A 23,403-nucleotide genomic window follows, 5' to 3' on the forward strand; every position below is an offset into this window, starting at 1 on the left:
CATGGCCCTGTCCCGCCGACAATTCCTGAGCGTTGCCGCCGCCGGCGCAGGCGCGATCCTCGTGGCGCCGCGGATCGTGTTCGCGAACGTCGAGACCGACCGGCGCTTCGTGTTCGTGATTCAGCGCGGTGCGGCCGACGGCCTGAACATCGTCGTCCCGTATGCGGAACCCGCGTATGCGTCGCTGCGCGGCGCGCTCGCGATCGACACCGCGGCCGCGACGCGGCTCGACGGCACGTTCGCGCTGCATCCGTCACTCACGCAGACCGCGCAGTTGTACCGCGACGGGCAGGCGCTGTTCGTCCATGCGATCGCGTCGCCGTATCGCGACCGCTCGCATTTCGACGGGCAGAACGTGCTCGAAACAGGCGGCCGCGCGCCCTATCAGGTGAAGGACGGCTGGCTGAACCGGCTCGCCGCACTGCTGCCGGCGACGCGCGAAAGCGCGATCGCGTTCGCGCCGACCGTGCCGCTCGCGTTGCGCGGCACCGTGCAGGCCGCGTCGTATGCGCCGTCCGGTTTGCCGGCCGCGCCGGACGACCTGCTCGCGCGCGTGTCGGCGCTTTACGAGGCCGACGCGCAGCTCGGCCCGCTGTGGCAATCGGCGATGCAAGCGCGCGGCCTTGCCGGCGACGCGCATGCGCGGCAGGACCCCGCGGGTGTCGGCAAGCTTGCCGCGACGTTCCTCGCGCGCGACGACGGCCCGCGGATCGCGATGATCGAAACGGGCGGCTGGGACACGCACAGCGCGCAGAACGCGCGGCTCGCGAATCAGCTGAAGGCGCTCGACACGATGCTCGCCGCGCTGCGCGACGGTCTCGGGCCCGCATGGCAGCAGACCACGGTGCTGGTCGCGACCGAGTTCGGCCGCACGGCCGCGGCGAACGGCACGGGCGGCACCGATCACGGGCAGGCGTCGGTCGCGATGCTGGCGGGCGGCGCGGTCGCGGGCGGCCGCGTGATCGCTGACTGGCCGGGGCTGCGGCCGGGCGACCTGTATGAAGGCCGCGACCTGAAGCCGACCGTGTCGCTCGACGCGCTGATCTCGGGCGCGGCTGCCGAAAGCCTGCGGCTCGATCCCCGCCGCACCGCGTCCGCGCTGTTCGCGGAAAGCGGCGCGACGCGGCCGATGACCGGCCTGATTCGCGGGGTGGCGTGACGCGGCGCGTTGCCGCGTTCGTCCTCGCCAAACGATTACACAACAGGGAGAATCGACGATGAAGATCCGATCCGTTTCGCTGGCCGTGCTGGTGTGCGCGAGTGCCGTGCTGATGTCCGCCTGCGTGGTGGAACCCGTGCGGCCGCCGCAGCCGGCGCCGCTCGTCGAAGTGGCGCCGCCGCCGCCGGCAGCCGGGTATCGCTGGGCGAAGGGGCATTACCGGTGGGCGGGCAATCATTGGGCGTGGGTGCCCGGGCACTGGGTGGCCGTGTACTGATCGGAAGCGACGTGCCGCGCGGTTCGCGGCGAGGGTGCCGGGAAGCGGGCTCGAACCCGCTCACTGAACGCCGGTGCGAAACGCAAGTCGACATCGACGGCACGCTACCGAGCGAAGCGCGCGGAACGCCTACCACCCGATCCGGTGCTTCTCCTCCGTCTCGCGATGGCGCCAGTCGTCATCCGCGTGCAGGTACTGGCTCGTCGTCGTGAGCGACACGTGGCCGAGGTTGTCGCGCACGAGCCGCAGGTCGACGCGGCCGTCCGCCATATGCGAGCCCGCGCTGTGGCGTAGCCAGTGCGCGGACGCCTGTTCGAGCACGCGCGCCTGTTCGTCGCCGGCTGCGCCGCTCTCGCGCAGCCGGTCGGCGGCGTGCCGGAACACCTGCTTCACGATCCGGTGCAGCGCCGCGCGCGTGAGCGGCTTGCGCGCCTGGCCGAGCGGCAGCACGAGCGGCGTGGGCTCGCCGTCGCTCGGCAACGCGGGCAGGCCGTGCGTGCGCCGGTAGCGCGACAGCTCGGCCATCATCTCGTCGGTGGCCGGCACGAGCCGCTGCCGGCCGCCTTTGCCCGTCACGTCGAGCCACCAGCGGTCATGCCCGTTCGCGTCGCGCCGGCAGAAGAACTGGCCCATCGTCGTGTCGGCCGCTTCGGTGATGCGCAGCCCGCCGAGATACAGCAGCGTGAACAGCCAGCGCGCGCGATCCGCGTGGAAGCAGGCTCGTGCGTCGTCGCGAGGCATCGCGACGATCGCGTCCTTGACCGACTGCCACAGCGGTTGCCCGAGATGGCGCGTGATGCGCGGCGCGGGACGACGCTGCCGCTGCCGCGACAACGCGAGCGGATTGCCGGCGAGATAGCCGGCCTGCACGAGCCACGAGAACATCACGTTCAGGATCACCAGCGCCTGCCGCTGGCTGGCCGCCGACAGCGGTCCGTAGAACGGCCGCCAGCGCGGGTCGTCGCGCGGATGCTTGCGGCCGCCGTTCGCGCACCACACATCGGCCGGCACGGGCGCGAGCAGGAACTGCCGGTAGACGACGAGATCTTCATGCGTGAGCGACGACAGCGGCTTGCCGTACGCAATCACGGCCCACAGCAGCAGGCGCTCGGCTTCCTTGCGGTAGTTCTGGAACGTGGTCGGCGTATCGACGAAGCGCGCGAGCCATGCGCGCACGGCGTCGAGATCGTTGGTCGCGGCGATCTGCGGATGTGCGCTGCCCGAGCGGTTGGTGCCCGCGCGTCCGTCGAGCGCGGCCGGCACGGTCAGCGTATCGATCGGCAGCGGGCGCAGCGCGGCGCCGGACGGAACGGGTGAGGTCATGCGAAGCGGGGGGCGCAGTGCGAGCCGCGCGGGCGGACGAAGGCAGCGCGACAAAGCGTATCGGGAAGCGCCGATGGTACACGATCGTCATGCGGCGTATGCCGGTGCTTCGACGTTGAAGCGGACCAGGGTCCGTTGATGCGGATCACTGACGTTCCGCTGATTCTGCAAATTCACTCGCGGGCTGGCCGTATCTCCGCACTCGAAACCCCCATGACCACGATCGCGTGCGAAGTGCGGTCGGTTTTCCCGTACGACATGGCCGATTCGATGGCATCGGGCATGTCCACGCCGCGCGCAGTCCCTTGTGTTTTCAACGAGCCACCGGACAGTCGGAAATATTTACGCTCGAATCGCGCCACGGGAATATGCCCGCGACGGTTGTCGAGCCTTACGAAAGACGTGTATTCTCCCTACAAATTCATAAATCCAAAGCCGAGACACAGTCAGGGTTCCAGCGCCGGAATGGCAATGAGAGAACTCGTTTCGTAATTGACGCACGCTACCAATAACCTCAAAAAAGGACGGTTCCCGTGACACCAATTAGAAACGCAGCAACCATCTGCACCGTCGTGGGGGCGCTCCTGGCGACCGCGGCACTTTCCAATACCGCGTCGGCTCAGGCGCCCGCGGGGTCTTCCTCCGCTACGCCGCTGGCTGTCGGGCTCGTTTCGAGCGGCGTAGCCGAAGCGCAGGCAATCGAGGCGATCCGCGAAGGCGATATCCTGACGATCAAGCTGCGGTTCAAGCCGCTCGTCGCAAACAAGGTGGAAGTGCTCTATAGCTCGATCAGCAAGAGCGACTACGAGAACGGCATCTACGTGCTCGCAGGCAACAAGAAGCACTTGCTGCTGACGGACAGCAACAACCAGCCGCTGGCCAGCCCTCGCGTTGTTCTCAGCACATCGAAGGATTCGCCGAGCGCGGGCACGTGGTACGGGAGATTTCCCGCACCGCCGAAGAACGTCACCAAGGTGTCGTTGTCGATTCCGGGTGTGGAAGCGCTCGACGGCATCAAGATTACCGATCGCTGACCATGGCCGGAGCGATCACATCAATCGTGGCGCTGATCCTGTCGGCGACCGCCGTCGGCAACAGTGCCTTCGCGCAAGCGCCGCCGGCGCATCGCGACATTCGGGATCTCAAGGCAACCGTCCTGGACGTGAAGGGATTCTCGTCCGATCTGAACAGCACCGTATCGGATCTGTCGGCCAAGGCATCGGGGCTTGCGGCACGGCACGACGGCCTGTCCGTGCGTGAGGACAAGGCGACGGTGCGGGTGTCGATGCTGGGCGACATCCTGTTCGACTTCGACAAGGCCAGCATCCGGCCGTCTGCCGAGCCGACACTCGACGACATCCTGCGGCTCGCCGCGTCCGTTCCGTCCGGGGCGATCGTGATCGAGGGGCATACCGATTCGAAAGGGTCTGCCGCGTATAACAAGACGCTGTCTTTCCGTCGCGCGAATGCCGTGGCCGACTGGCTCACGTCGCACGGGATGAAGAAGGCGCGCTTGTCGGTCAGGGGGCTGGGTGGCAGCCGGCCCGTCGCGCCCAATACGCTCAGGAATGGCGCGGACAATCCGGACGGCCGTGCACTGAATCGCCGTGTCGAGTTCGTGTTGCCGAACGACGCGAAACGCGCGAAGTAGGCGCCCGACGTGCACATGCGGACCGCCGGCGGCGATGCGCGCGGCTGAACCGGAGCACGGTAACGTGTCGGCGTGCGCGCAACGTCGCACGAATGAGGGGGGAGAATCGCCGGCCGTAAGGCATTTGCGAACTTTCCCGCCGCGCGGATCGTCTAACCGCCCCTCCAACGCTTCCAGAGGAACATCAGATGCTTCGCCATTCCAGAACGCTGCTCGGCGCGGCCGTCGTTGCCGGCAGCACGCTCCTCGCCGGATGCCAGACCGACGCGGCCGTCACGGCCGCGAGCGCGGCTCGCCCGGCCGACAGCGGGCCGGTGGCCAGGACCGTCTATGTCGCGCCGCAATCCGCGCGCTGCACGGGCGTCGCACCGATGGAATGCCTGCAGGTCCGCAGCAGCCCGAGCGAGCCGTGGAGCCTGTGGTACGCGGGCATCGAAGGCTTCGCGTACCAGCCCGGTTACCTGTACACGCTCGAAGTCGACGAATACCGCGTCGCGCAGCCGCCGGCCGACGGTTCGTCGATCCGCTGGGTGCTCAAGCGCGTCGTCGAGCGCCGCCAGGCGAACTGACTGCCGCGCTCACGCGGACGATCGCGCCGCCGCACGGGCCGGCGGCGTTGCCGTATCGATCCGCCGGAACACGACGGACGACAGCAGCGTGACGGCGCCCATGCACGCGAACGACAGCATGAACCCGCGCCCCATCGAGCCCCACCAGCCGGCGAACAGGTTGACGAGCCCGCCGCCGATCGACACGCCGAGCCCCATCGCCAGCATCTGCATCATCGTGAACAGGCTGTTGCCGCTGCCGGCGTCGGCATGCGACAGCCCCTTCAGCGTCACGCCGTTCATCGCCGCGAACTGCATCGAGTTCGCGGCGCCGAACACGATCAGCAGCACGATCTCAAGCATCGGCGCGGGCCGCGCCGACACCAGCGCGAACCCCGCGATCGCACAGCCGACGATCCCCGTATTCACGACCAGAAACGTCGCGTAGCCGAAGCGCTTCACGAGCGGCGCGATCCAGCGTTTCGCGATGACGCCCGCGATCGCGGCCGGCAGCATCATCAGCCCCGACTGCAGCGGCGTATAGCCGAGCTGCACCTGCATCAGCAGCGGCAGCATGAACGGCACCGCGCTCGTGCCGATCCGGCACAGCAGGTTGCCGAGCAGCCCCGAACCGAAGTTCGGCTCGCGAAACAGCCCGAGCCGGAACAGCGGCTGCGCGCACCGCCGCGCATGCGGCAGGTAGGCGAGCGCGCTCGCCAGGCCGAGCACGGCGAGCCCGGCCGCCCAGGTCGCGCGATGCGCGGGCATCGGCGGGTCGATCGCGAGCGACAGCGCGATCATCGCGACCGACAGCAGCGCGCAGCCGACGAAGTCGAACGGCGGCGGCTGTTTCGCCTGGTCGTGCGGCAGGTAGCGCTGCACGGCGATGAAGCCGACCACGCCGACCGGCACGTTGACGATGAACACCCAGTGCCATGAAATCGCCTGCGTGAGCCAGCCGCCGAGCGTCGGCCCGACGATCGGGCCGAGCTGGCCGGCGATCGACACGAACGCGATCGCCGCGACGTACTGTTCGCCAGGCACGCGGCGCAGCACGGCGAGCCGCCCGATCGGCAGCAGCATCGAGCCGCCGATGCCCTGCACGGCGCGCGCGACGACGAGCTGGCCGAGCGTATGTGATGCCGCGCAGCCGATCGACGCGAGCACGAACACGAGAATGGCGACCGAGAACACGCGGCGCGTGCCGAACCGGTCGGCGAGCCAGCCGGACGCCGGCGTGAGCATCGCCATCATCAGCGTGTAGGCGACCACGACGGGCTGCATCGCGAGCGGCGACGCGTGCAGGCTTTGCGCGATCGAAGGCAGTGCGGTGTTGACGATCGTCGTGTCGAGCGACTGCATGAAGAACGCAGCGGCGACGATCCAGAGCAGCGCGGAGTGTGTGGGTTCCCGGGACATGGCGAAATGGTGGTGCGAAGGCCGGGCGCGGGCGGCGCCTGCCGGTCTTCAAGCGCTCGATGGTACCGATTCCTGTGGCCATCGGGAAGCTGCCAGGAGACATCGATTGTCATCGGCAATGCCGCCGACAATGCGCGATGCTCGGTCCCGTCCGGCGTAGCGCACCTGTCGCGCGCGATGCGCCCGCATTCCTGCACGCGCGTCGCGCGTCGTCATGTCGGCCGTTTCTCCGCAATCACGAGCAGCGCGCTCGACGAGACGCAGAAGATGCTCGCGCTCAAGCGCTGGGGGAAGGCGCACGACGTCGGGCGGGCGGCGGTGTTTCTGGCGTCGGACCGGGCGGATTACATTACCGGGCAGCAGTTGAACGTTTCGGGGGGATATGGGTTGTGGCGGGTGTGAAAAAGCCCGCTCGGGCGAGCGGACTTTGGAGTCGCTTGACGCGTATCAGTTGTCTTGGGCGGTGACATCGCCAGTTTGTGCGATCTTTGTCAGTATGCGTTTCTGGTATGCGTACCACGATGTCAGGCATTCCTTGTCGCGACAATTTTTCTCCCGGAAATTCCACTGTTTGCGTGTTCGTTCAACAAACGCAGTTTTGTCGATGACTGCATCTTTCGCTTGTTGGTATGTCGCTGCGAGATCCCGGTCGGCGGCTGCAAGATCCGCATCGTGACAGATCAGGAATTCAGGAATGGACTTGGCTTTAGCACAGTCGAAGCTCGTTTGTTGCAGCGGAGCAGCCATCGCATCGCTTGCGGGTTGATTGGCAATCGGTTGAGCGACAGGCAGGTTCGATTGTGTCGAGGGCGTGATGTTCGCTGACGGCTGCGATTGATTCAACGCTGCCGTACGTTGACCGTAGGGAGTCAGTTGTCCGGACATCGCGTCTTCGATCATTGCGCCAATCAGGGAGTTAGGTACAACCCGCACTGTTTCGGTTCTTAGAATCGAGTCGCCGGCCATGGTTTGCGACTTGGCGAAATTGCACGGAGCCTCGCAAGTAATGCGATTCGAAATATTTGGATTATCCTCGTCGACCAACAGCAGAATATAGCTGCCGTCCCTCAGGCCGACGTAGCGCATCATGACGAGCGCCTTCGTTGCTTTTCCTGCTCTCACGTCGTCTTCACTGAGCGCTGGCTCGTAACCATACGTGCCGTCCTGGCTCATCGCGTAATTGTGTGAAGGGGGCGGGGGCGCGGCAACTACCGGCTGCTGCGGTTGTTGTGGCGCGGTGGTATCGCTGGACGCACTGGGGCTCGTCGCTGACGATTGAGTGCTGTTGTCGGATTGTTTGGAATTACAACCCGCGACCATGGCCGCAGCCAACAAAAGAAGTGCGATGCGATTCACAATTTCCCCGCTAGTCGATGGGTCTTATTAACTGCCGCTGGCTAGCCCGGATTACTAGAGGTGCGTTGCATCTCCGGTGATTTTCTGGAATTTCCCCAGCTTGAAGCGGCTGGGCTTCGTCTTGAATTTCACGCCTTTTCAGATATGCCTAACGGGATTCCAGCCACTCGGCAACGGCTTTCGCCCCATCGGCGTCCAGAGTGTGCGCGACAGTACTCATGACTGGCGCATTTCCGCGCGTCCCGTTCCTGAAGACTTCGATCTGACGAAGCAGATACTCCTTGTGCTGGCCGGCAAGGCGCGGGAACGGGCCGGCTCCCTGGCCTTCCGCGCCGTGGCACAACGAGCATGCCGGGGTCCCGCGTTCAGGCACGCCGTGTTGGAAGATTTCCTGTCCCTTCGACATCAACGCCGCATCGCCCGGCGCGCCGCGCACCGGCTCCTGGTGCGAGTAATAGTCGGCGAGCGAAGCGATCGTGGCATCGTCGAGTTGCGACGCGATTGCCCACATGTACGAGCGGGCATCCGTTTCGCCGCGCGCATGTTCACGGAATCCCTTGAGCTGCGCGGTCAGATACTCCGGCGTCTGAGCGCTCAGACGCGGAAATATCGGCGATTCGCTATGCCCGTGTACGCCGTGGCAAGCAGCGCAAAGCTGGCCCGCGAGGCGTGCGCCGTCTTCGGCGCGCGCGGTTGATGGCATCCCGACCAGGATCGCCAGGGCGCCAACGACCGGGGCCAGCGGCATCGGCAAGCGAAGCAACTTCATCAGGGTTGCTCCGGACCGGCAGGAAATTGTGCGCATGAGTTACCTCGCGGGTCAGAAGACAAGCCAGGCGAGCAGGTACAACGTGTTGTTATCGCTGGCGTTCCGTCCACTTCCGTCGTAGTTGAAGCGTGCGCCATTGAACTTGAGGAACCACGTGTACTGCACGGACAGCTTCACTTGCGGCAGCGGCAGGTAGTCGAGTTCGAGGATGATGCCCCGCGTGTCGGGCAGGCCATTTGCACTACCTGTCACTGGAACGGCGCCATACAGTCCCGCATCCGCATTTCCTGTCGTCGAGAAGTAGCCCAGCGAAGCGCCGTACTTGCGCTGGTAGTAATACGATGCCTTGAGCTTGAGGGTATTCAGGTGGTCAGTCGGATTGGTGGGTGTAGGTCCTGCACCGATCCCTCCGCTCGGGAAGCTTGCGCTCCAGTCCTGCTTTTCGTGAATGAACGCAATCTGGGTCGTGAATGCGTGAGACAGCGTGAGGTACTGGTACTGGGCGTCCACGCCGAAATCGGTGAAGCGATCGGTTGGGGTCGTCGGGATGGTGTTGTCCGGATAGACGTCAGCGACCATGCCGAAGGTGCCCACTTCGAGAGAATGCGGCCCGAACTCGCGATTGTAAGCAAGCCGCCAGTACGGGTTCGCGCCCTTCAGACGCTTGACGCCACCGGGCGTAGCAGTGTCCTGGCCGGTCCGGAACACTGAAAACATCTGATCGGCCGTACGATAAAAGCCGAACTCCGCATAGATGGTGCGATTCCAGAAAGCGTAGGCGGAAATGCCGACAACCTGTTGTGCGAGGCCGCCATCGATAAGCGTACCTGCGGTCGGAGTCAGGGAAATGCTGCTCGACGCATACGGAAAGCCAAATGCAGGGGTGGTATTCCAGACATCGGAAACGGTTGGATTATTGTTGACGGATACGCCGTAGATGAAATCGATATCTTCGCGCGTGAAATGTCCCGCGGCACGGATATCCGTATCGTCGATTCCGCTGTGGTGAGCGATCCCGTCGTACGTCCATTGTGCAAACGCGCCGACCGGACCGGCAATGCGTCCGCCATAGAAGAGGCTCGCTTGCTGCAGCACGACGTCCTGATTTCGAGCGAAATCATAATTGGCGTTATTGATGCTGCGCGTGTTGGTCTGGGATACCTGGACCATTCCTGCAAGCGGGATCGTCCATTTGTTGGAAAGCGTGTAGGCGGTCAACTTGAAGAAACGGCCGAAGGGCGTCAACTCGGGGAAGCTGACATGACACGCGACGCAGGCGAGCCCGGTTTGCCGCGCGAATGCCGGCACTGCCGTGGCCTCGGGGGAAAACGACAGCGCCGCCACGGCCAGCAGAAACAAGGCAACGAAATACCTTCTGATCCGATTGACCATGGCGTCCCCTTCGTCATTCTTCTCGATGGTCCCGCATCCGAGCTGGTTGGCAACGAAGCCGGCATGTTGCCGTCGGCGCTTTTTTTTCAGTATTTTCAGAATATAACGAAATGCCGTTTCGTCAACTCGAAAAATACCGCGGATATGTCGGTCTGCTAATGGCACGCGCCAGGCTCTGGCTATGGGCCTTATCGCATGTTCTTGATGCGGACCGCGCCAAACACGAATCAAATGTAGGGGCAGCCGGCCGGGGAAATCTGATCGAAGTCAAAGACTCCAGCTTTTGCATCGATCACGGTGCGAGTCATGATCGACGGCATGCTTTATGGTGCCGGCAAGATTCTCGAAGACAAATCGACGCCCCCTGTCCTCGGAGTGAATGCGAATGATTCCGATGCTGACCGTTCCATGACATACGGCGAGGGGCCGGACGACATTCATTGCGTCACGGCCGGGCGGGCTGGCCGTTTACCGCCGATGACGAATTCGGCGCGCAAGTATTTGCGGTGCGGAAACCATGCTCACGGCTACGCAAATCGCTCGAACGCGTCGAAGAATGATATGAATATACCGACCAGGGATCTGGTCGAGGAGCGCTGGTTCCACGGGCCACGATGTCCGCACGGATCGTTGATTTCCATCAAGGCTGTGGCGTCGGCTTGCTTTGATGTAGGGCTGCTGATGAACGACATTGAAAGTGTCGGCACTGGCTCTTGTACTTGCTGCCGGAGTGGCGCAGCGGGTCGATTCGCCGGTGCATTTCATGTACTGCCGCGGAGCTTGATATGTCATCGCACGGGCCGCGTAGGGCCATCTCCATCATTTTCCGTGAGCATGAGCAATTGTCTACCGTGATCGACGGCATGCGGCGGTTTGCCCATCTTCTGACGACTGGCAAGCCCGCTCCGGGCCTCATGGTGTTTCGGGCCATGCTTTATTACATTCGTGAGTACCCTGAGAAGGTGCATCATCCCAAGGAGGAGCGTTACTTGTTTGCGCCGCTGCGGGACAAGACAAACGAGTTTGACAGTGTCATTGACGAACTGGAATCTCAACACGTGTTGGGAGAAGTGAAGTTGATGAATCTGGAGCGCGCATTGACGCGGTATGAGCTGAAGGGGGCTCCGGCACTTCGTGCTTTGCAAGCCAAGGTGGACGAATACGCCGAGTACTATGCCGATCACCGGTGTATGGAAGAGACGTTGATTTTGCCCGCCGCCGGACGCCTGCTGACGGCGGAAGACTGGGCCGAGACGGACGCCGCCTTCGGAGCCAATCGCGATCCGTTCGAAGGGAGCGAGCTGGAAGATGATCTCGACAAATTGTTTTCGATGATCGTCAATACGATTCCAGAGACGGAAAGTTAGCGGCTCGGTGATGTCTCTTTCGGTGCGGGCCGTCTCATGACGCAAACCCGGATCGAAATGGCGGCCGCGCAGTCGAGTACGTGTTTTATCGGCGTGCAGGTCAGGCGCGCGAAAAAAGCGACGCGCCGCCGGCGTTGCAGCACGTGTTCGAGCCGCGGTAAAAACGGGCGGGCCGGCCGAAAATCAGGGGCGCATCGGAATTTGCTCCATCGGCCCGCAACACCCGCCACATAAGGCGCGCGCGTCGCCCGTGCGTGCGCGTCGCACCGAAAGAGCTTGACGGAACGGCCGCTACCGCGTAGTGTCCGTGACCGAAGTCTTCAAGAAGTTCGATTGCTCATCATTGGCCGCACTCCGTGTGCGGCAGTCGTTGGTCTCTCCCTCTTTGATTCTTTCTGTGCCTGTCACGGGCGCATGTTCAATTATTCGTATTAAGGAAGTATTTGTGGATACCGGTACCGTCAAGTGGTTCAACGAAACCAAGGGCTTTGGTTTCATCTCCCCCGACAACGGCGGCGACGATCTGTTCGCCCATTTCTCCGAAATTCGCGGCACGGGCTTCAAGACCCTGGCCGAAGGCCAGAAGGTCAGCTTCGAAGTGAAGCGCGGCCCGAAGGGTCTGCAAGCGTCGAACATCACGCCGCAGTAAGCCGCATCGGCATCGGCCGCCGATCGGCGGCGGGTGCCGGATGGAGTATCGCGCGGGGTGCCGCTGTTCCGGCGGCCTGCGCGTTCCGATGCGCACGACCGATGCATCGCGACATTCTCGATGCATCGGTCGTGACGCCTCCCTCATCGCATGCGTGACCCGCGTGCGACACAACGCCCGCGCGAAGCGAGCGCCGCTTCGCCAGCGCATCACCGCTTTAACGCATCAACCCGAGCAGACCGCCGCCATGCCGTAGCAGCCGGCGCGGTCCCGACTACTTGCGCGGCGCTCATCGCGCCGCCGCCACCGACCGCCCGAACGCCGCAACGCGCCGGGCTCCGATCGCAAGACAGGCCCGTGGCCCGTCTGAACGAACCGATACCCGGCAGCCTGCCGGCCGTCGTCCCGTTGCGGGAAACGGCGCCGGGCAGATCGCCGCGGCCGCGGTCAATCACCTTGTCTGGAGGAATTGGTTTGGCAAAAGAAGAACTGCTGGAACTGGACGGAATCGTCGACGAAGTGCTGCCGGACAGCAAATACCGTGTCACGCTGGAAAACGGCGTCGTGGTGGGCGCGTACGCGTCGGGCCGCATGCGCAAGAACCACATCCGCATTCTCGCGGGTGACCGCGTGACGCTGGAACTGTCGATGTACGACCTCACCAAGGGCCGCATCAACTTCCGTCACAAGGACGCGAACTCCCCGCGTCCGCAGCGCAACAGCGGCCCGCGCCGCTAAGCGGACAGGATCGGGCGCGCAGCGCCGCACCGATCGACTCCCGTCCGGCCACGCGGCCGGACGAACCGAATGGACGGCACGGGTCGTGCCGTTCGTCGGTCCCCACGGCGTTGTTACGCCGCGACGGCCTAGGTCGCCTCTCCAATCGAACCGCCCGGTTCGGATCGTCGTTTCCCCCCTTACTCGTTGATTCGCTGCGCATCGCGCCCGCCAGCCACGTCGGCCGCCGGTTGAACACGCACGCCGCGCACGCATTGAGCGTCGCTTTACGCGGATGCCGGCGCGGTCGTACACTCGTCGGCAATTCGCGGCCCGCGCGTGGCTTTCAATCCCTTCAGTCGCTTTCAGCGGGCCAACGATCGTGCCAGCCGGACATTCGTCGCGCGACGCCAGGAGGCGCCATGAGTGCAGACGCAGCCCCCGCATCCCAACCGGTTCAGGACCGCATCCAGCACGTGTTCGTGCTGATGCTCGAGAACCGTTCGTTCGATCACCTGTTCGCGCTGTCGGGCATCGCCGACATCGTCGCCGCGTCGCCGGGCGACAGCAATACGTATGGCGGCGCGGTCCATCCGTTCGGCGGCGGCGCGCCCGACCGGATGCCGACCGACCCGTGCCACGAGTTCACCGACGTGCTCGAACAGCTCTGCGGCGCGGGCGTGCCGTTCGTGAAAGGGCAGGCTTATCCGGGCGTCAATAATTCGGGATTCGTGTCGAACTACGCGACGTCGCATTCCGAAGGCACGCCGCCGCAGCCGGCTGACGCGGGCAAGATCATGCAGGGCGCCGATGTGCGGACGCACGCGCCGTCGCTGTACGCGCTCGCGAATGCGTTCGTGCTGTGCGACGCGTGGCATGCGTCGATGCCGGGGCCGACCTGGCCGAACCGCTTCTTCCTGCACGGCGCGTCGTCGGCCGGGCTCGATCATTCGCCGACCAAGGTGGAAATGGGCGGGTGGGAGGCGTTCGACGGCTTTCGTTATCCGAAGGGTTCGATCTTCGACGCGCTCGGCGACGACAACTGGCGCATCTACCAGGACCAGTCGGGCGATCCGCTCGGCCACGTGCCGCAGGTCGCGTCGCTGAAGGGCGTGAGCTTCGTCGACGTCGACGATCTCGCGCACTTCGAAGCCGATCTCGCAGCCGGCTACACGGCACGCTACACGTTCATCGAGCCCGGCTACGGCGACATCGTGCACGGCACCTACCAGAACGGCAGCTCGCAACACCCGATGGACGGGCTGGCCGGCGGCGACCAGCTCGCCGCGCGCGTGTACAACGCGATCCGCAATTCTCCGGTGTGGAACAGCAGCCTGTTCGTGATCGTCTACGACGAGCACGGCGGCTTCTACGATTCGGTCAGGCCGGGCGCCGCGCCGCCGCCGAACGACGGTGCGGCCGCGACGCTGAACGCGAGCGGCTTCGGGTTCGACGTGTACGGCGTGCGCGTGCCGGCGATCGTGATTTCGCCGTGGGTCGCGGCCGGGCAGGTCGACCACACGCCGTACGATCATGCGTCGGTCGCCGCGACGCTCGAGCGGCTGTTCGGCCTCGCGCCGCTGACCGACCGCGACCGCCTCGCCAACGACCTGCTGGCGCTCGTGACGACCACCTGCCGCACCGACTGCCCGCAAAGGATTGGATCATGAGCACGACCCCGGCCCAGGACCCGCGCGATGCGCTGCCCGTGCGCGACGGCACGAGCCTGATCGCCTATCTGCACATCCTGAAGAAAGCGCATGCGGCGCTGGTCGGCCACGACAACGCTCATCTGCGCTTCAGCGAGATCGTCACGCGCGGGCAGGCGCGGCAATACATCGAGGAACTGATGCCGAAGCTGCAGCAGGCGCGTGCAGAGCATCGGCGGCGCCGGCACGGCGGGAAGCATCGTTGACGGGGGTGACGGCGCGCGATCGTGCATGACGTGCCGCTCGAACCGGACACGATGATCGGGATGAACGCGGTCGTGATGGACGGCGCAACGATCGGCGCGACGACGATCGTCGACGCGTGCGCATTCGTGAAGGCCGGGTACGACGTGCCGCGCGGCGTGCTGCTCGCGGGCGTGCCGGGGCGCGTCGTGCGGGGGGCTGAGCGGCGCGGAGATCGACGCGAAGGCGAACGGCACGCGGATTTATCGGCAGTTGGCGGCGGATCGTTTGAGGACGCTCAGGCGAATCGACGGGTGAGCGGCGCGGCGGCGGACGGGGTTTCGTCGCACGCGCATGCCGCCCGTCGCTCATGTTCGGGATCGGTGATCGGGGCGATCGTGTCCTGCTTCGTCACGGGCGTTCTCCGTTGTTCCTGCGATGTCGCCAATCGCTTGCGTCCGCCAGTGTCGATCGGGCCGATATCGGATCGATTGCGTCACACGTCGCCGTTGGCTTAAGATCGGCAGCAGTTCATCCCACGCCTTCGGCACCAATGAAAACGAGCATACGCCTGCGGGTGGCTGTCATTACTTCCGCCTTTGCGGTTTTCAACGTCTACATGCACATTCAGCAGTTCATCAGCGGCTGCATGTGGGTCAGGGGCCATCAGCGCTGCAGCTTCGAAAACAGCGCGAATTTCGAAGGCTGGATGGATCTCGACCTGCTGGTCACGTGTTGCTGGGTCGCCGGTGCCGTGATGGGCTGGGTGGCCGTCGCAGAGGCGGCCAGAAAGCAGGGTTAGCGGCGCGACGGCCGTATTCGACGAAACGGCCGCGACATGACGCTCGATCGATTCGACTCTGTCAATCCGTGACAACGCGTATTCGCCGCTCGATGGCGAAGCCGTTCCCGATCCATTCGAACCGAAAATGAACTCGCGGGCTGCTGTCGGCGGACGAGATCATGGCGATCCTCGGTGCGTGTTTCCGTGCGGCGCGAGTGTGGTGCGGCGTGCGATCGTCGCGTCGCTGTTCGAGTGAGATCCGGGTGTGACGGCGGTGGCCGGAACAGCCTTCCGCGAGCGGTTCGAAATGTCATACCGGAGGCCGGAGCGCAACGGCTTCACGCGTCGAACCGGACCTCCGTTCCGGCTTTGATTTCCCCGATGGCGTGCACTAGATTCGAAGCGTTCATTTGTCACAGTGCGCGAGGTGGAGCCATGACTCCGTGGGAAATTCAGGGTACCGAATTGATCAGTTGCAATTGCTCATACGGTTGTCCTTGCCAGTTCAGTGGGTTGCCGACCAACGGCAATTGCGAAGCGATGGGTGCGATTTCGATCGACAGCGGCCACTACGGCGACGTGGTGCTCGACGGCGTCAGGATCGCGGTCGTGTTTCAGTGGCCGGGGGCGATTCACGAAGGCAAGGGCAAGTGCCAGCCGATCGTCGACGAGCGCGCGAGTCCGGCACAGCGCGAAGCGGTGCTGAAGATCATGACCGGTCAGGATACCGATCCGTTCGCGACGATGTTCTCGGTATTCGCGTCGACGCTCGAGCAGGCGTTCGAGCCGATCTTCACGAAGATCGATTTCGACGTCGATGTCGATGCGCGGCGCGGCCGGATTCATGTCGACGGCGTGTTCGACGTCGCGGGCGATCCGATTCTCAACCCGGTGACGGGCGCCGAGCATCGCGTGCGGATTGACCTGCCGAACGGTTTCGAATACGAGCTTGCCGAGATCGGTTCGGGCACGGGGCGCTCGCAAGGCAACATCGCGTTGAATCTCGACGGAACCTACGCGCAGTTCGCGCGGCTGCACCTGAACAACCACGGGCTGATCCGGCATCGCGTCGCGGCATGACTCCGTTCGACACCTGGCTCGGGCGCGAGCGCGTCGTCACGCTGCTCGGCATGGCCGCGCTCGTCGGCGTGTGCTGGTTCTATCTGTGGACGGGCGCGGGAACCGGCATGTCGGCACTGGAGATGACGACGGTCGCGCTCTTTCCGCATCGACTGGCGGACGGCATGGGCAGCATGGATCCGTCGCTGCCGACCGTGATCGCGATGTGGTGGGTGATGATGATCGCGATGATGACGCCCAGCGCGGCGCCGCTCGTGATGCTGTATCGGCGGGTGCTGTGGCATCGCGGCGCGGACGGCTCGGGTGCCGCGTTCACGTCGATGTCGCTGCTGGCCGGTTATCTGGCCGCATGGCTCGCGTTCTCGATCGGCGCGGCGTTGCTTCAGGCGCTGCTGCAGCCGGCCGGGCTGATCTCCGCGATGATGCTGTGGTCGAAGAGCGCCGTGCTTTCCGCGGTCGTTCTCGCGCTGGCCGGGCTCTATCAATTCTCGCCGCTGAAACGCGCGTGCCTTCGGCAATGCCGCGCGCCGGCCGGTTTTCTGGTCGCGCACTGGCGTCCGGGCGTCGCCGGCAGCTTCCTGCTCGGCGCGAGGCACGGCGTGTATTGCGTGGGCTGCTGCTGGTTGCTGATGGCGCTGCTGTTCGTCGGCGGCGTGATGAATGTCGTCTGGATTGCCGCGCTGTCGCTGTTCGTGTTCGCGGAAAAAATCCTGCCCGGCGGCGATCTGGTCGGGCGCGTGCTGGGCGTCGTGCTGATCGCCTGGGCCGGTGCGACGTTGTTGGTTTGAACGCGTTTGAATGCGTTCGAGCGGGGGTGTCCGGGGGCCGCTCGTCATTCGCGATGCGCGACTTCAACACGCAACGGAAACGCCTTCGGGGCAACGGGAGGCTTTCGATGAAGCGTTGTTTTCACATTGCCGTCGTGTTGTGCACGGTGGTCGTCGTTGCGACACCGGCATTCGCGGGCGGCGACATGTCCGGCATGAGCATGCGGAACACGAAGATGTCGGAGCCGGATGCGGCGCTGACCGATGCCGAGGTCAAGGAGATCGATGCCGGACGCGGGCTGGTGACGTTGAAGCACGGCGCACTCGACAACATCGGGATGCCGCCGATGACGATGGCGTTCAAGATCGCCGGCGCGGCGATGAGCGAGCCGCTTCATGTGGGCGACAAGGTCAGGGTTCGGGTTGAAAAGGTCAATGGCACGCTCACGATCGTGAGGCTCGTGAAGCGGCCGTGACGATGACGCGGCGGCACGCGCGAGGTGCCGGGGCCGGAGCAGGCGACGCGCGGTCGCGGCGGGTTTTTCATTGGTCATGCTACGTAACGCAGGGCCGGTGTTACGTCGGTGTCGCGGGGATTCGAGGGCGGATCGAACGGCTCCGCTGGGCCCGTATGCAACGCGTCGTGCCGGAAAGTGCCGCCGGCACGGCCGCCGCGGCTCGGTTGCGGAATTGTTAACGAAGCCGTTGAGGATGGCACGGTAGATGCTTGCTGGAATGATCGCGCTGAATAGCTGACAGGGGCTTCCATGCAAAATCATTTCATCAAGGCGAACGTTGCGCTCGCTGCCATTGCCGCGGCGTGTGCGCTGGCAGCCTGCGGCGGCGGTGACGTTACGGCGCCGCCGCTGGCCGGTAACAACATCGGAGCGAGTACGAGCGGGACCAGTGGCACGAGTGGGACCAGTGGCACAAGTGGAACGAGCGGGACGAGCGGGACGAGCGGGACGAGCGGGACGAGCGGGACGAGTGGAACGAGCGGAACGAGCGGAACGAGCGGAACGAGCGGAACGAGCGGAACGAGCGGAACCAGCGGAACCAGCGGAACCAGCGGAACCAGCGGAACCAGCGGAACCAGCGGAACCAGCGGAATCGGTGGCACGAGCGGAACCAGCGGCACGCCCGGCACGAACGGCATCGTCAGCTCCGTCGGCGCGGTCGCCACGGACACAGGCGTCACGATGGGCGGCGTGAGCCTGCCCGGTGGCGTCAGCAAGGGTGTGATCGCCGGGCCGGCCGACACGGTCACCGGCGTCGGCACGATCGTTCGCGATACGTCGAACACCGTGAGCAACGGCATCGGACAGATCGGTTTCACGGCGAACCCGGTCGGCACGACGGTCGCCGGCCTCGGCACTGTCGTCGGCTCGACCAGCAACCCGGTTGCCGGTCTCGGCGAAACCGTGAAGGCGCTCGGTTCCGGCCCGCTGTCGCCGCTGGCGCCGGTCACGACGCCGGTCGGCGGCCTGCTCGACACGGTGTCCGGCGGTCTGAAGTCGGGCGGCACCATGCTCGGCTCGGCCCTGTCGTCGGGCCCGGTCCAGCAGGCGACGCAGGCGCTCAGCACGGCGATCACGCCGCTCGTGACGACGGCCGGCCAGCTCACGCAGCAGGTCGGCACGGCAACCGGGCTAGGTCAGCCGGTCGCCGGCCTGCTCGGGCAAGTCGGCAGCGCAATCACGGCGGCCGGATGGAAGGTGACGGCTGCGTCGCCGCAGCCGGTCGTCAGCGGTGTCGGTGACCTCGTCCGTGCCGTCGGCAATACGACGACCAACGCGGGCGGGCTCGTGAACCCGAGCGGCGCGAATGGCGCGGTGCCGATCGCAGGCCTGGTGACGAGCGTGGTCGGCGGCATGCCGGCGCCCGTGCACGACGGTTCCGCGACCGGCACGGGCAGCACCACGCCGTTGGGCGGTAGCGGCAATCCGCTCGCGCCGGTGACGTCGCTGGTGGGCGGCCTGCTCGGCGGCGCGGTCGGCAAATAGCCGATCGGCGCCGAACGTCACAGAGGCAACCGGCCGAATGGCCTTGGTCGGCCGACCGTTACCGGACGCCCAAGGCCCAGGCCGGGATCTGCCGGCCGGCCATGAAGCCCCGGCCAGCTACTTGCGGCCGTCATCGAACTTCGACGGCGGCCGCGCCAGCCCGCGCGCCGGCAGCGGCGTCGACATCACGATCGACGTGCGTGTTTCGCCGTACAGGTTGATGCGTTCGATCAGCTGCTCGAGGTGGGTCATGCTGGTGGCGACGAACCGCATGACATACGAGTCGGCGCCCGTCACGTGATGGCATTCGACGACTTCGGGAATCGTATCCAGCAGCTTGAGGAATTTCGCTTTCGCCGGTTGCGGCACCGTGATGCCGATCAGCGCGCTCACCGGATAACCGGCCGCGGCCGGGTTGATCCGGGCCGTGTAACCCTCGACGACGCCGGCCGTTTCAAGGCGCTTCACGCGCTCCGTCACCGCCGGCACCGACAGGTGAACCTGGCGGGCCAGCTCCGTATAGCTGATGCGGCCGTTGGCCTGCAACAGCGCGAGTACCTTCCAGTCCAGATCGTCCATCGCGGCGGGAATTTTTAAGGCGGAAGAGCCATTTTTCCTTAAAAACCGCATTCAGCGACGACCGGACTTTCCCTACGATGCCTGTTCAACCCGTTGCATGTCGCAAGGAGCAGGCGATGCTGTTCATCAAGTCCGTCGTGATGGGGCTGTCGATCGCGGTGCCGGTCGGCCCGATCGGCATGCTGTGCATTCAGCGCAGCCTGAGCCGCGGCTTTCAGGCGGGGTTCGCGACGGGTGTCGGCGCCGCGTGCGCCGATGCGATCTACGGCCTGCTCGGCGCGCTGGGCATCGCGGGCATCGTCACGGCATTCCCGATGCTGACCGTCGGCCTGAAGATCGGCGGCGGCGCGTTTCTCGTATGGCTCGCGTGGACCATCGCGCGCCAGGCGCCGGCCGCGTCGACGCTGCAACGCGACCTGCCGCGCACGACCGTCCTGCGCGATTTCCTGACGACGTTCGGCCTGACGCTGTCGAACCCGATGACGATCCTGTCGTTCGTCGGGATTTTCGCGGCGCTCGGCCCGTTGTCGGTCGCACGGGGAGGGGCGGTGTGGCCGGCTGTGGCGCTGATGGTCGCCGGCGTGTTCATCGGTTCCGCGACCTGGTGGCTGTGCCTGAGCGGTGCGACCGCCGCGCTGCGCACGAAGATGTCGTTCGCGTTCATGCACGGGCTGTCGCGCGTGTCGGCCGTCGTCATCGCGGCATTCGGCGCGATCCAGTTGGTCGCGGGCGTGCGCGGCGTCATCTAGGCGCGCGATCCGTCGCTGCCGTCGTTCTGACAGCGACGACCGCGCGCGGCTGCGCCGTTACATGCGGGTGCCGGTGTGCGTGCGGCCGCTCGGGTCGCCGCCGCGGTCGGGCGGCGTATTGTTCTGATCGATCTTCGCGAGCACGAAGCCGGTGGGCGGCAACGCGCCGGGCGAACGGTGGGTCGCCTGCGCGACGGCGTCGTGCGGCGATGCGGCGGGAAAACCGGATGACGTAACGCCCGGTTGAGCGAACGCCGAAAGGGAAACGGCCGCCAGCGCGGCGGCGACGATCGCGTGCGTGTTCATGGTGACTCCTTCACGACTGACTTCGGGACAACATAATCAGTCTAGGGCGCGAAACTTAACGCGACGTGAAGGAGCGGCGGCGCGCGCATGACAGGATGTTCATGCGCACCGCGACGTTCATGCCGATGCCGACACCAGCGCGCAGAAGTTCTCCAGATCGACGTTGCCGCCGCTGATCACCACGCCCACGCGCTTGCCCTGCAGCTGGTCCTTCATCCGCCGCACGGCGGCGAACGCCAGGCAGCCGGTCGGCTCGACGACAATCTTCATACGCGTCGCGAAGAAGCGCATGCAGTCGACGAGTTCGGCATCCGTCGCGGTCAGGATGTCATCGACGTCGCGGCGAATGATCGGGAACGTCAGGTTGCCGAGGTGCTGCGTCTGCGCGCCGTCGGCGATCGTGCGCGGCGTATCGATATGCACGATCGCGCCGGACCGGAACGATTGCTGGCCGTCGTTGCCGGCTTCCGGCTCGACGCCGTACAACGTTGCGTGCGGCGACAGCGCGCGCGTGGCGAGCGCAGTGCCAGACAGCAGTCCGCCGCCGCCGAGCGGCGCGAATACCGCGTCGAGCGGCCCGACCTCGTCGAACAGTTCCTTCGCCGCCGTGCCCTGGCCGGCGATCACGTCCGGATGATCGTAGGGCGGGATCAGCGTGAGCCCGTGCTTCTCCGCGAGCTCGCGCCCGATCTGCTCGCGATCCTCGGTGTATCGGTCGTAGGTCACCACGTTGCCACCGTAGCCGCGCGTCGCGGCCACCTTCGCGGCCGGCGCATCCTGCGGCATCACGATCGTCGCCGGAATGCCGAGGATGCGCGCCGACAGCGCGATTGCCTGCGCATGGTTGCCGGACGAGAACGCGACGACGCCGTTGCGGCGCTGCTCGGCATCGAAGCGCGACAGCGCGTTGAACGCGCCGCGAAACTTGAATGCGCCCATGCGCTGCAGGTTCTCGCACTTGAAGAACACCTGCGCGCCGAGCGCTTCGTCGATCGTCCGCGACGTCATCACCGGTGTGCGGTGCGCATGGCCTTCGAGCCGGGCCGCGGCGGCGGCAACGTCGTCGTACGTGGGGAGAGTCGGAGAGTTCATGGTCGATCGAGGGTCGAAAAGTTTAGTCAACGTGAAAGTAGCGCGCTCGTTTCATTTCGCATCGTTGTACACGGTCGCGCGCGATACGCCGAGATGCTGCGACACGATCTCCATCGCGCGGCGCACCTCGAGAAAACCGTCGGCCTTCAGCGCCTGCATCAGCTCGCGGCGCTGGTCGGTCTTCAGTTCGCGCGGCGTCGTCGCGAGGCGCGTCGCGAACGCGTCGATGCGTTGCCGGATCGCGTCCGCGCCGGCCGGGTCGAGCGTTTCGGCGACGGTTTCGCCGTTCGTACTGCAGAACTGGTTCAGCATGCCCTGGAAGCCGCGGAACAGCGTGACGTCGGCGTTCAGGCACAGCGCGGCCACGTAGCGCCCGGTCGAATCCTTGATGCCGATCGACGTGCTTTTCGCGGTGCGGCCGTCGGCGAAGCGGTTCGGGTAGTTCGCGAGCACCTGCGGGAAATCGTCGTCCGCGATGCGGGCGAGGCCGAGCTCGGTCGCGGGATCGCCGACCGCGCGTTCGGACAGGTTGTTGTGGATCGCGAGGATCGCGTGCTTCGGCGTGCGCAGGTCGTGGACCACGACCTCGGTGAACGGCGCGAACATCTCGCCGAGCCCTTCGGCGATGCGCTGCACCTGCTCGATCAGCGACGCCTGCTCCGACAGCGCTTTTTTCCGGGTGGTGGTCATGGTGGGTTCGTGTTCAGGTTTCGGATCGATGCGACGGCTTCGGGAAACGGTCAGCCGGCGTGCTCCTGGCCGTCCGCCGTTTCCGGCCGCGTGATGTCGGCCAGCAACGGGCGCGCGATCCGCACGTAGTCGGATGCATCGAGTACGACCGAGCGGTCGAGGCGGCCCGCGTTGAACGCGATCTCCGCATTGCGTTCGACCAGCGCGGGATCGACGACGAGCGTCACGTTGCCGTCGAACACGAACGGCGGCACGGCGCCCATCACGCAGCGGGTAACGGCGGCCGCGACATCGGGCGACGCGAGCGTCGCCTTGCGGCGGCCGACCGCATCGGCGACCTTGCGAAAATCGATCTTCAGGTGGCCGGGAATCACGGCGAGCGCGGTTGTGTCGCCGCCGTCCTTGAACGTGCACAGCATCGCCTTCGCGCCTTGTTCGGGGCGCGTGCCGCGAATTGCGGCGATTACGTCGGATTTACCTTCCGCTGGGTGCTCCAGCACGCGGAACCGTGCGCCGGATGTGTTCAGCAGTTCGCAAAGCGTGTCGAAAACGGGGTAGTCGTTCATGTCGCTCCGGGTAGGCTGGGCCGGGGAATCGCGGCGCACACGCGATGACGCGTGGCGGCGGGCCGGTCGATGGATTGTCCAATTATAGACGTTTTGTCATGGGTGTGGCGAAAGCGTGGGTTGCCGGGGAGCGGCGACCGTTGTGGTCGGAAAGGGGGCGTGAAAATATCGCGCTTCGCGGAATGGCGAGGAATAAGGAGAGGACTGTCGGTGTTCGGCTGTGGATTCAACCCGTCGCACGCACCGCTACGTTTTTCAGTGGCGATCA

Annotated in this window: 27 protein-coding genes and 1 pseudogene; 18 read left to right on the forward strand and 10 right to left on the reverse strand. The window is 65.4% G+C overall.

The window, feature by feature from the left end; genetic code table 11:
• Position 1: 1 nt before the first annotated feature.
• Together OEJ37_RS25615 and OEJ37_RS25620 are read left to right on the forward strand one after the other, a co-directional pair.
• Entirely contained in the window at positions 2-1,159 is a 1,158-nt protein-coding gene (locus tag OEJ37_RS25615; protein WP_411859286.1) for a DUF1501 domain-containing protein, read from the forward strand.
• Between the two features lie 58 nt (positions 1,160-1,217).
• Positions 1,218-1,436, forward strand: coding sequence for a YXWGXW repeat-containing protein (locus OEJ37_RS25620; protein ID WP_152859865.1), 219 nt, complete (start codon positions 1,218-1,220; stop codon positions 1,434-1,436).
• Positions 1,437-1,565: 129 nt separating this feature from the next.
• On the opposite strand, the gene OEJ37_RS25625 is transcribed toward OEJ37_RS25620, so the two are convergent.
• Positions 1,566-2,759, reverse strand: coding sequence for a tyrosine-type recombinase/integrase (locus OEJ37_RS25625; RefSeq protein WP_175946344.1), 1,194 nt, complete (start codon positions 2,757-2,759; stop codon positions 1,566-1,568).
• Positions 2,760-3,292: 533 nt separating this feature from the next.
• Between OEJ37_RS25625 and OEJ37_RS25630 the strand changes: the two genes are divergently transcribed.
• The 3 genes from OEJ37_RS25630 (at position 3,293) to OEJ37_RS25640 (ending at position 4,979) form a co-directional block, all read left to right on the forward strand.
• Entirely contained in the window at positions 3,293-3,793 is a 501-nt protein-coding gene (locus OEJ37_RS25630) for a hypothetical protein (RefSeq protein ID WP_244130682.1), read from the forward strand.
• The gene (locus OEJ37_RS25635) at positions 3,691-4,410 is read left to right on the forward strand and encodes an OmpA family protein (RefSeq protein ID WP_411859287.1); all 720 of its coding nucleotides are present in this window, start codon (positions 3,691-3,693) and stop codon (positions 4,408-4,410) included. The genes OEJ37_RS25630 and OEJ37_RS25635 overlap by 103 nt, the downstream gene beginning before the upstream one ends.
• 188 nt (positions 4,411-4,598) lie before the next feature.
• A complete protein-coding gene (locus tag OEJ37_RS25640) occupies positions 4,599-4,979 on the forward strand; it encodes a DUF4377 domain-containing protein (RefSeq protein ID WP_263346802.1) in 381 nt (126 codons plus the stop codon).
• Positions 4,980-4,988: 9 nt separating this feature from the next.
• Here OEJ37_RS25640 and OEJ37_RS25645 read toward each other — a convergent pair whose 3' ends face one another.
• Positions 4,989-6,377 (reverse strand): DHA2 family efflux MFS transporter permease subunit, encoded by a 1,389-nt coding sequence (locus tag OEJ37_RS25645; RefSeq protein ID WP_263346804.1) that lies wholly within the window; start codon positions 6,375-6,377, stop codon positions 4,989-4,991.
• A gap of 6 nt (positions 6,378-6,383) precedes the next feature.
• On the opposite strand from OEJ37_RS25645, the gene OEJ37_RS25650 reads away from it, so the two are divergent.
• Complete coding sequence (locus OEJ37_RS25650; protein WP_263346805.1) at positions 6,384-6,779, forward strand: SDR family oxidoreductase; 396 nt, start codon at positions 6,384-6,386, stop codon at positions 6,777-6,779.
• A 45-nt stretch (positions 6,780-6,824) separates the two neighbouring features.
• Here the strand turns inward: OEJ37_RS25650 and OEJ37_RS25655 are convergent, their stop codons facing one another.
• From OEJ37_RS25655 to OEJ37_RS25665, 3 genes are all read right to left on the reverse strand, one after another.
• Positions 6,825-7,550, reverse strand: a complete 726-nt coding sequence (locus OEJ37_RS25655; protein ID WP_174418700.1) for a hypothetical protein — start codon at positions 7,548-7,550, stop codon at positions 6,825-6,827.
• 331 nt (positions 7,551-7,881) lie between these two features.
• Positions 7,882-8,502 carry a c-type cytochrome gene (locus OEJ37_RS25660; RefSeq protein WP_411859288.1) on the reverse strand — a complete coding sequence of 207 codons (621 nt, stop codon included), beginning with the start codon at positions 8,500-8,502 and terminating at the stop codon, positions 7,882-7,884.
• A 51-nt stretch (positions 8,503-8,553) separates the two neighbouring features.
• Positions 8,554-9,894, reverse strand: a complete 1,341-nt coding sequence (locus tag OEJ37_RS25665) for a cytochrome C (RefSeq protein ID WP_263346890.1) — start codon at positions 9,892-9,894, stop codon at positions 8,554-8,556.
• A gap of 785 nt (positions 9,895-10,679) precedes the next feature.
• On the opposite strand from OEJ37_RS25665, the gene OEJ37_RS25670 reads away from it, so the two are divergent.
• From OEJ37_RS25670 to OEJ37_RS25720, 11 genes and pseudogenes are all read left to right on the forward strand, one after another.
• A complete protein-coding gene (locus tag OEJ37_RS25670) occupies positions 10,680-11,261 on the forward strand; it encodes a hemerythrin domain-containing protein (protein WP_263346809.1) in 582 nt (193 codons plus the stop codon).
• 445 nt (positions 11,262-11,706) lie between these two features.
• Positions 11,707-11,910, forward strand: a complete 204-nt coding sequence (locus tag OEJ37_RS25675; RefSeq protein ID WP_006483056.1) for a cold-shock protein — start codon at positions 11,707-11,709, stop codon at positions 11,908-11,910.
• A 474-nt stretch (positions 11,911-12,384) separates the two neighbouring features.
• The gene (gene infA, locus OEJ37_RS25680) at positions 12,385-12,648 is read left to right on the forward strand and encodes a translation initiation factor IF-1 (RefSeq protein WP_034180178.1); all 264 of its coding nucleotides are present in this window, start codon (positions 12,385-12,387) and stop codon (positions 12,646-12,648) included.
• 401 nt (positions 12,649-13,049) lie between these two features.
• Complete coding sequence (locus OEJ37_RS25685) at positions 13,050-14,297, forward strand: alkaline phosphatase family protein (RefSeq protein ID WP_263346812.1); 1,248 nt, start codon at positions 13,050-13,052, stop codon at positions 14,295-14,297.
• Complete coding sequence (locus OEJ37_RS25690) at positions 14,294-14,542, forward strand: hypothetical protein (RefSeq protein WP_174418615.1); 249 nt, start codon at positions 14,294-14,296, stop codon at positions 14,540-14,542. The genes OEJ37_RS25685 and OEJ37_RS25690 overlap by 4 nt, the downstream gene beginning before the upstream one ends.
• 15 nt (positions 14,543-14,557) lie before the next feature.
• A pseudogene (locus OEJ37_RS34940) lies at positions 14,558-14,837 on the forward strand (phenylacetic acid degradation protein PaaY); the annotation flags it as partial.
• A gap of 235 nt (positions 14,838-15,072) precedes the next feature.
• The gene (locus OEJ37_RS25700; protein ID WP_152859924.1) at positions 15,073-15,321 is read left to right on the forward strand and encodes a hypothetical protein; all 249 of its coding nucleotides are present in this window, start codon (positions 15,073-15,075) and stop codon (positions 15,319-15,321) included.
• A 417-nt stretch (positions 15,322-15,738) separates the two neighbouring features.
• The gene (locus OEJ37_RS25705) at positions 15,739-16,383 is read left to right on the forward strand and encodes a DUF1326 domain-containing protein (RefSeq protein WP_174418614.1); all 645 of its coding nucleotides are present in this window, start codon (positions 15,739-15,741) and stop codon (positions 16,381-16,383) included.
• A complete protein-coding gene (locus OEJ37_RS25710; RefSeq protein WP_263346823.1) occupies positions 16,380-17,171 on the forward strand; it encodes a DUF2182 domain-containing protein in 792 nt (263 codons plus the stop codon). The genes OEJ37_RS25705 and OEJ37_RS25710 overlap by 4 nt, the downstream gene beginning before the upstream one ends.
• A gap of 107 nt (positions 17,172-17,278) precedes the next feature.
• Positions 17,279-17,626: a copper-binding protein gene (locus OEJ37_RS25715; protein ID WP_263346894.1), complete on the forward strand. Its 348-nt coding sequence runs from the start codon at positions 17,279-17,281 to the stop codon at positions 17,624-17,626.
• Between the two features lie 291 nt (positions 17,627-17,917).
• Entirely contained in the window at positions 17,918-19,153 is a 1,236-nt protein-coding gene (locus tag OEJ37_RS25720; protein ID WP_263346825.1) for a collagen-like triple helix repeat-containing protein, read from the forward strand.
• 117 nt (positions 19,154-19,270) lie between these two features.
• Here the strand turns inward: OEJ37_RS25720 and OEJ37_RS25725 are convergent, their stop codons facing one another.
• Positions 19,271-19,732, reverse strand: coding sequence for an Lrp/AsnC family transcriptional regulator (locus OEJ37_RS25725; protein WP_174418611.1), 462 nt, complete (start codon positions 19,730-19,732; stop codon positions 19,271-19,273).
• A gap of 116 nt (positions 19,733-19,848) precedes the next feature.
• On the opposite strand from OEJ37_RS25725, the gene OEJ37_RS25730 reads away from it, so the two are divergent.
• Positions 19,849-20,481: a LysE family translocator gene (locus OEJ37_RS25730; protein ID WP_263346827.1), complete on the forward strand. Its 633-nt coding sequence runs from the start codon at positions 19,849-19,851 to the stop codon at positions 20,479-20,481.
• Positions 20,482-20,538: 57 nt separating this feature from the next.
• Here OEJ37_RS25730 and OEJ37_RS25735 read toward each other — a convergent pair whose 3' ends face one another.
• The 4 genes from OEJ37_RS25735 to OEJ37_RS25750 form a co-directional block, all read right to left on the reverse strand.
• On the reverse strand, positions 20,539-20,787 hold the full coding sequence (locus OEJ37_RS25735) for a hypothetical protein (protein ID WP_174418609.1): 249 nt from the start codon (positions 20,785-20,787) through the stop codon (positions 20,539-20,541).
• Positions 20,788-20,904: 117 nt separating this feature from the next.
• A complete protein-coding gene (locus tag OEJ37_RS25740) occupies positions 20,905-21,879 on the reverse strand; it encodes a threo-3-hydroxy-L-aspartate ammonia-lyase (RefSeq protein ID WP_174418608.1) in 975 nt (324 codons plus the stop codon).
• Positions 21,880-21,930: 51 nt separating this feature from the next.
• Positions 21,931-22,569, reverse strand: coding sequence for a transcriptional regulator (locus OEJ37_RS25745; protein ID WP_263346829.1), 639 nt, complete (start codon positions 22,567-22,569; stop codon positions 21,931-21,933).
• Between the two features lie 50 nt (positions 22,570-22,619).
• Positions 22,620-23,135, reverse strand: a complete 516-nt coding sequence (locus OEJ37_RS25750) for a YbaK/prolyl-tRNA synthetase associated domain-containing protein (RefSeq protein WP_174418606.1) — start codon at positions 23,133-23,135, stop codon at positions 22,620-22,622.
• Positions 23,136-23,403: the final 268 nt, after the last annotated feature.

This window comes from Burkholderia sp. BKH01, assembly GCF_025685725.1.
GTDB lineage: Bacteria > Pseudomonadota > Gammaproteobacteria > Burkholderiales > Burkholderiaceae > Burkholderia > Burkholderia pyrrocinia_C.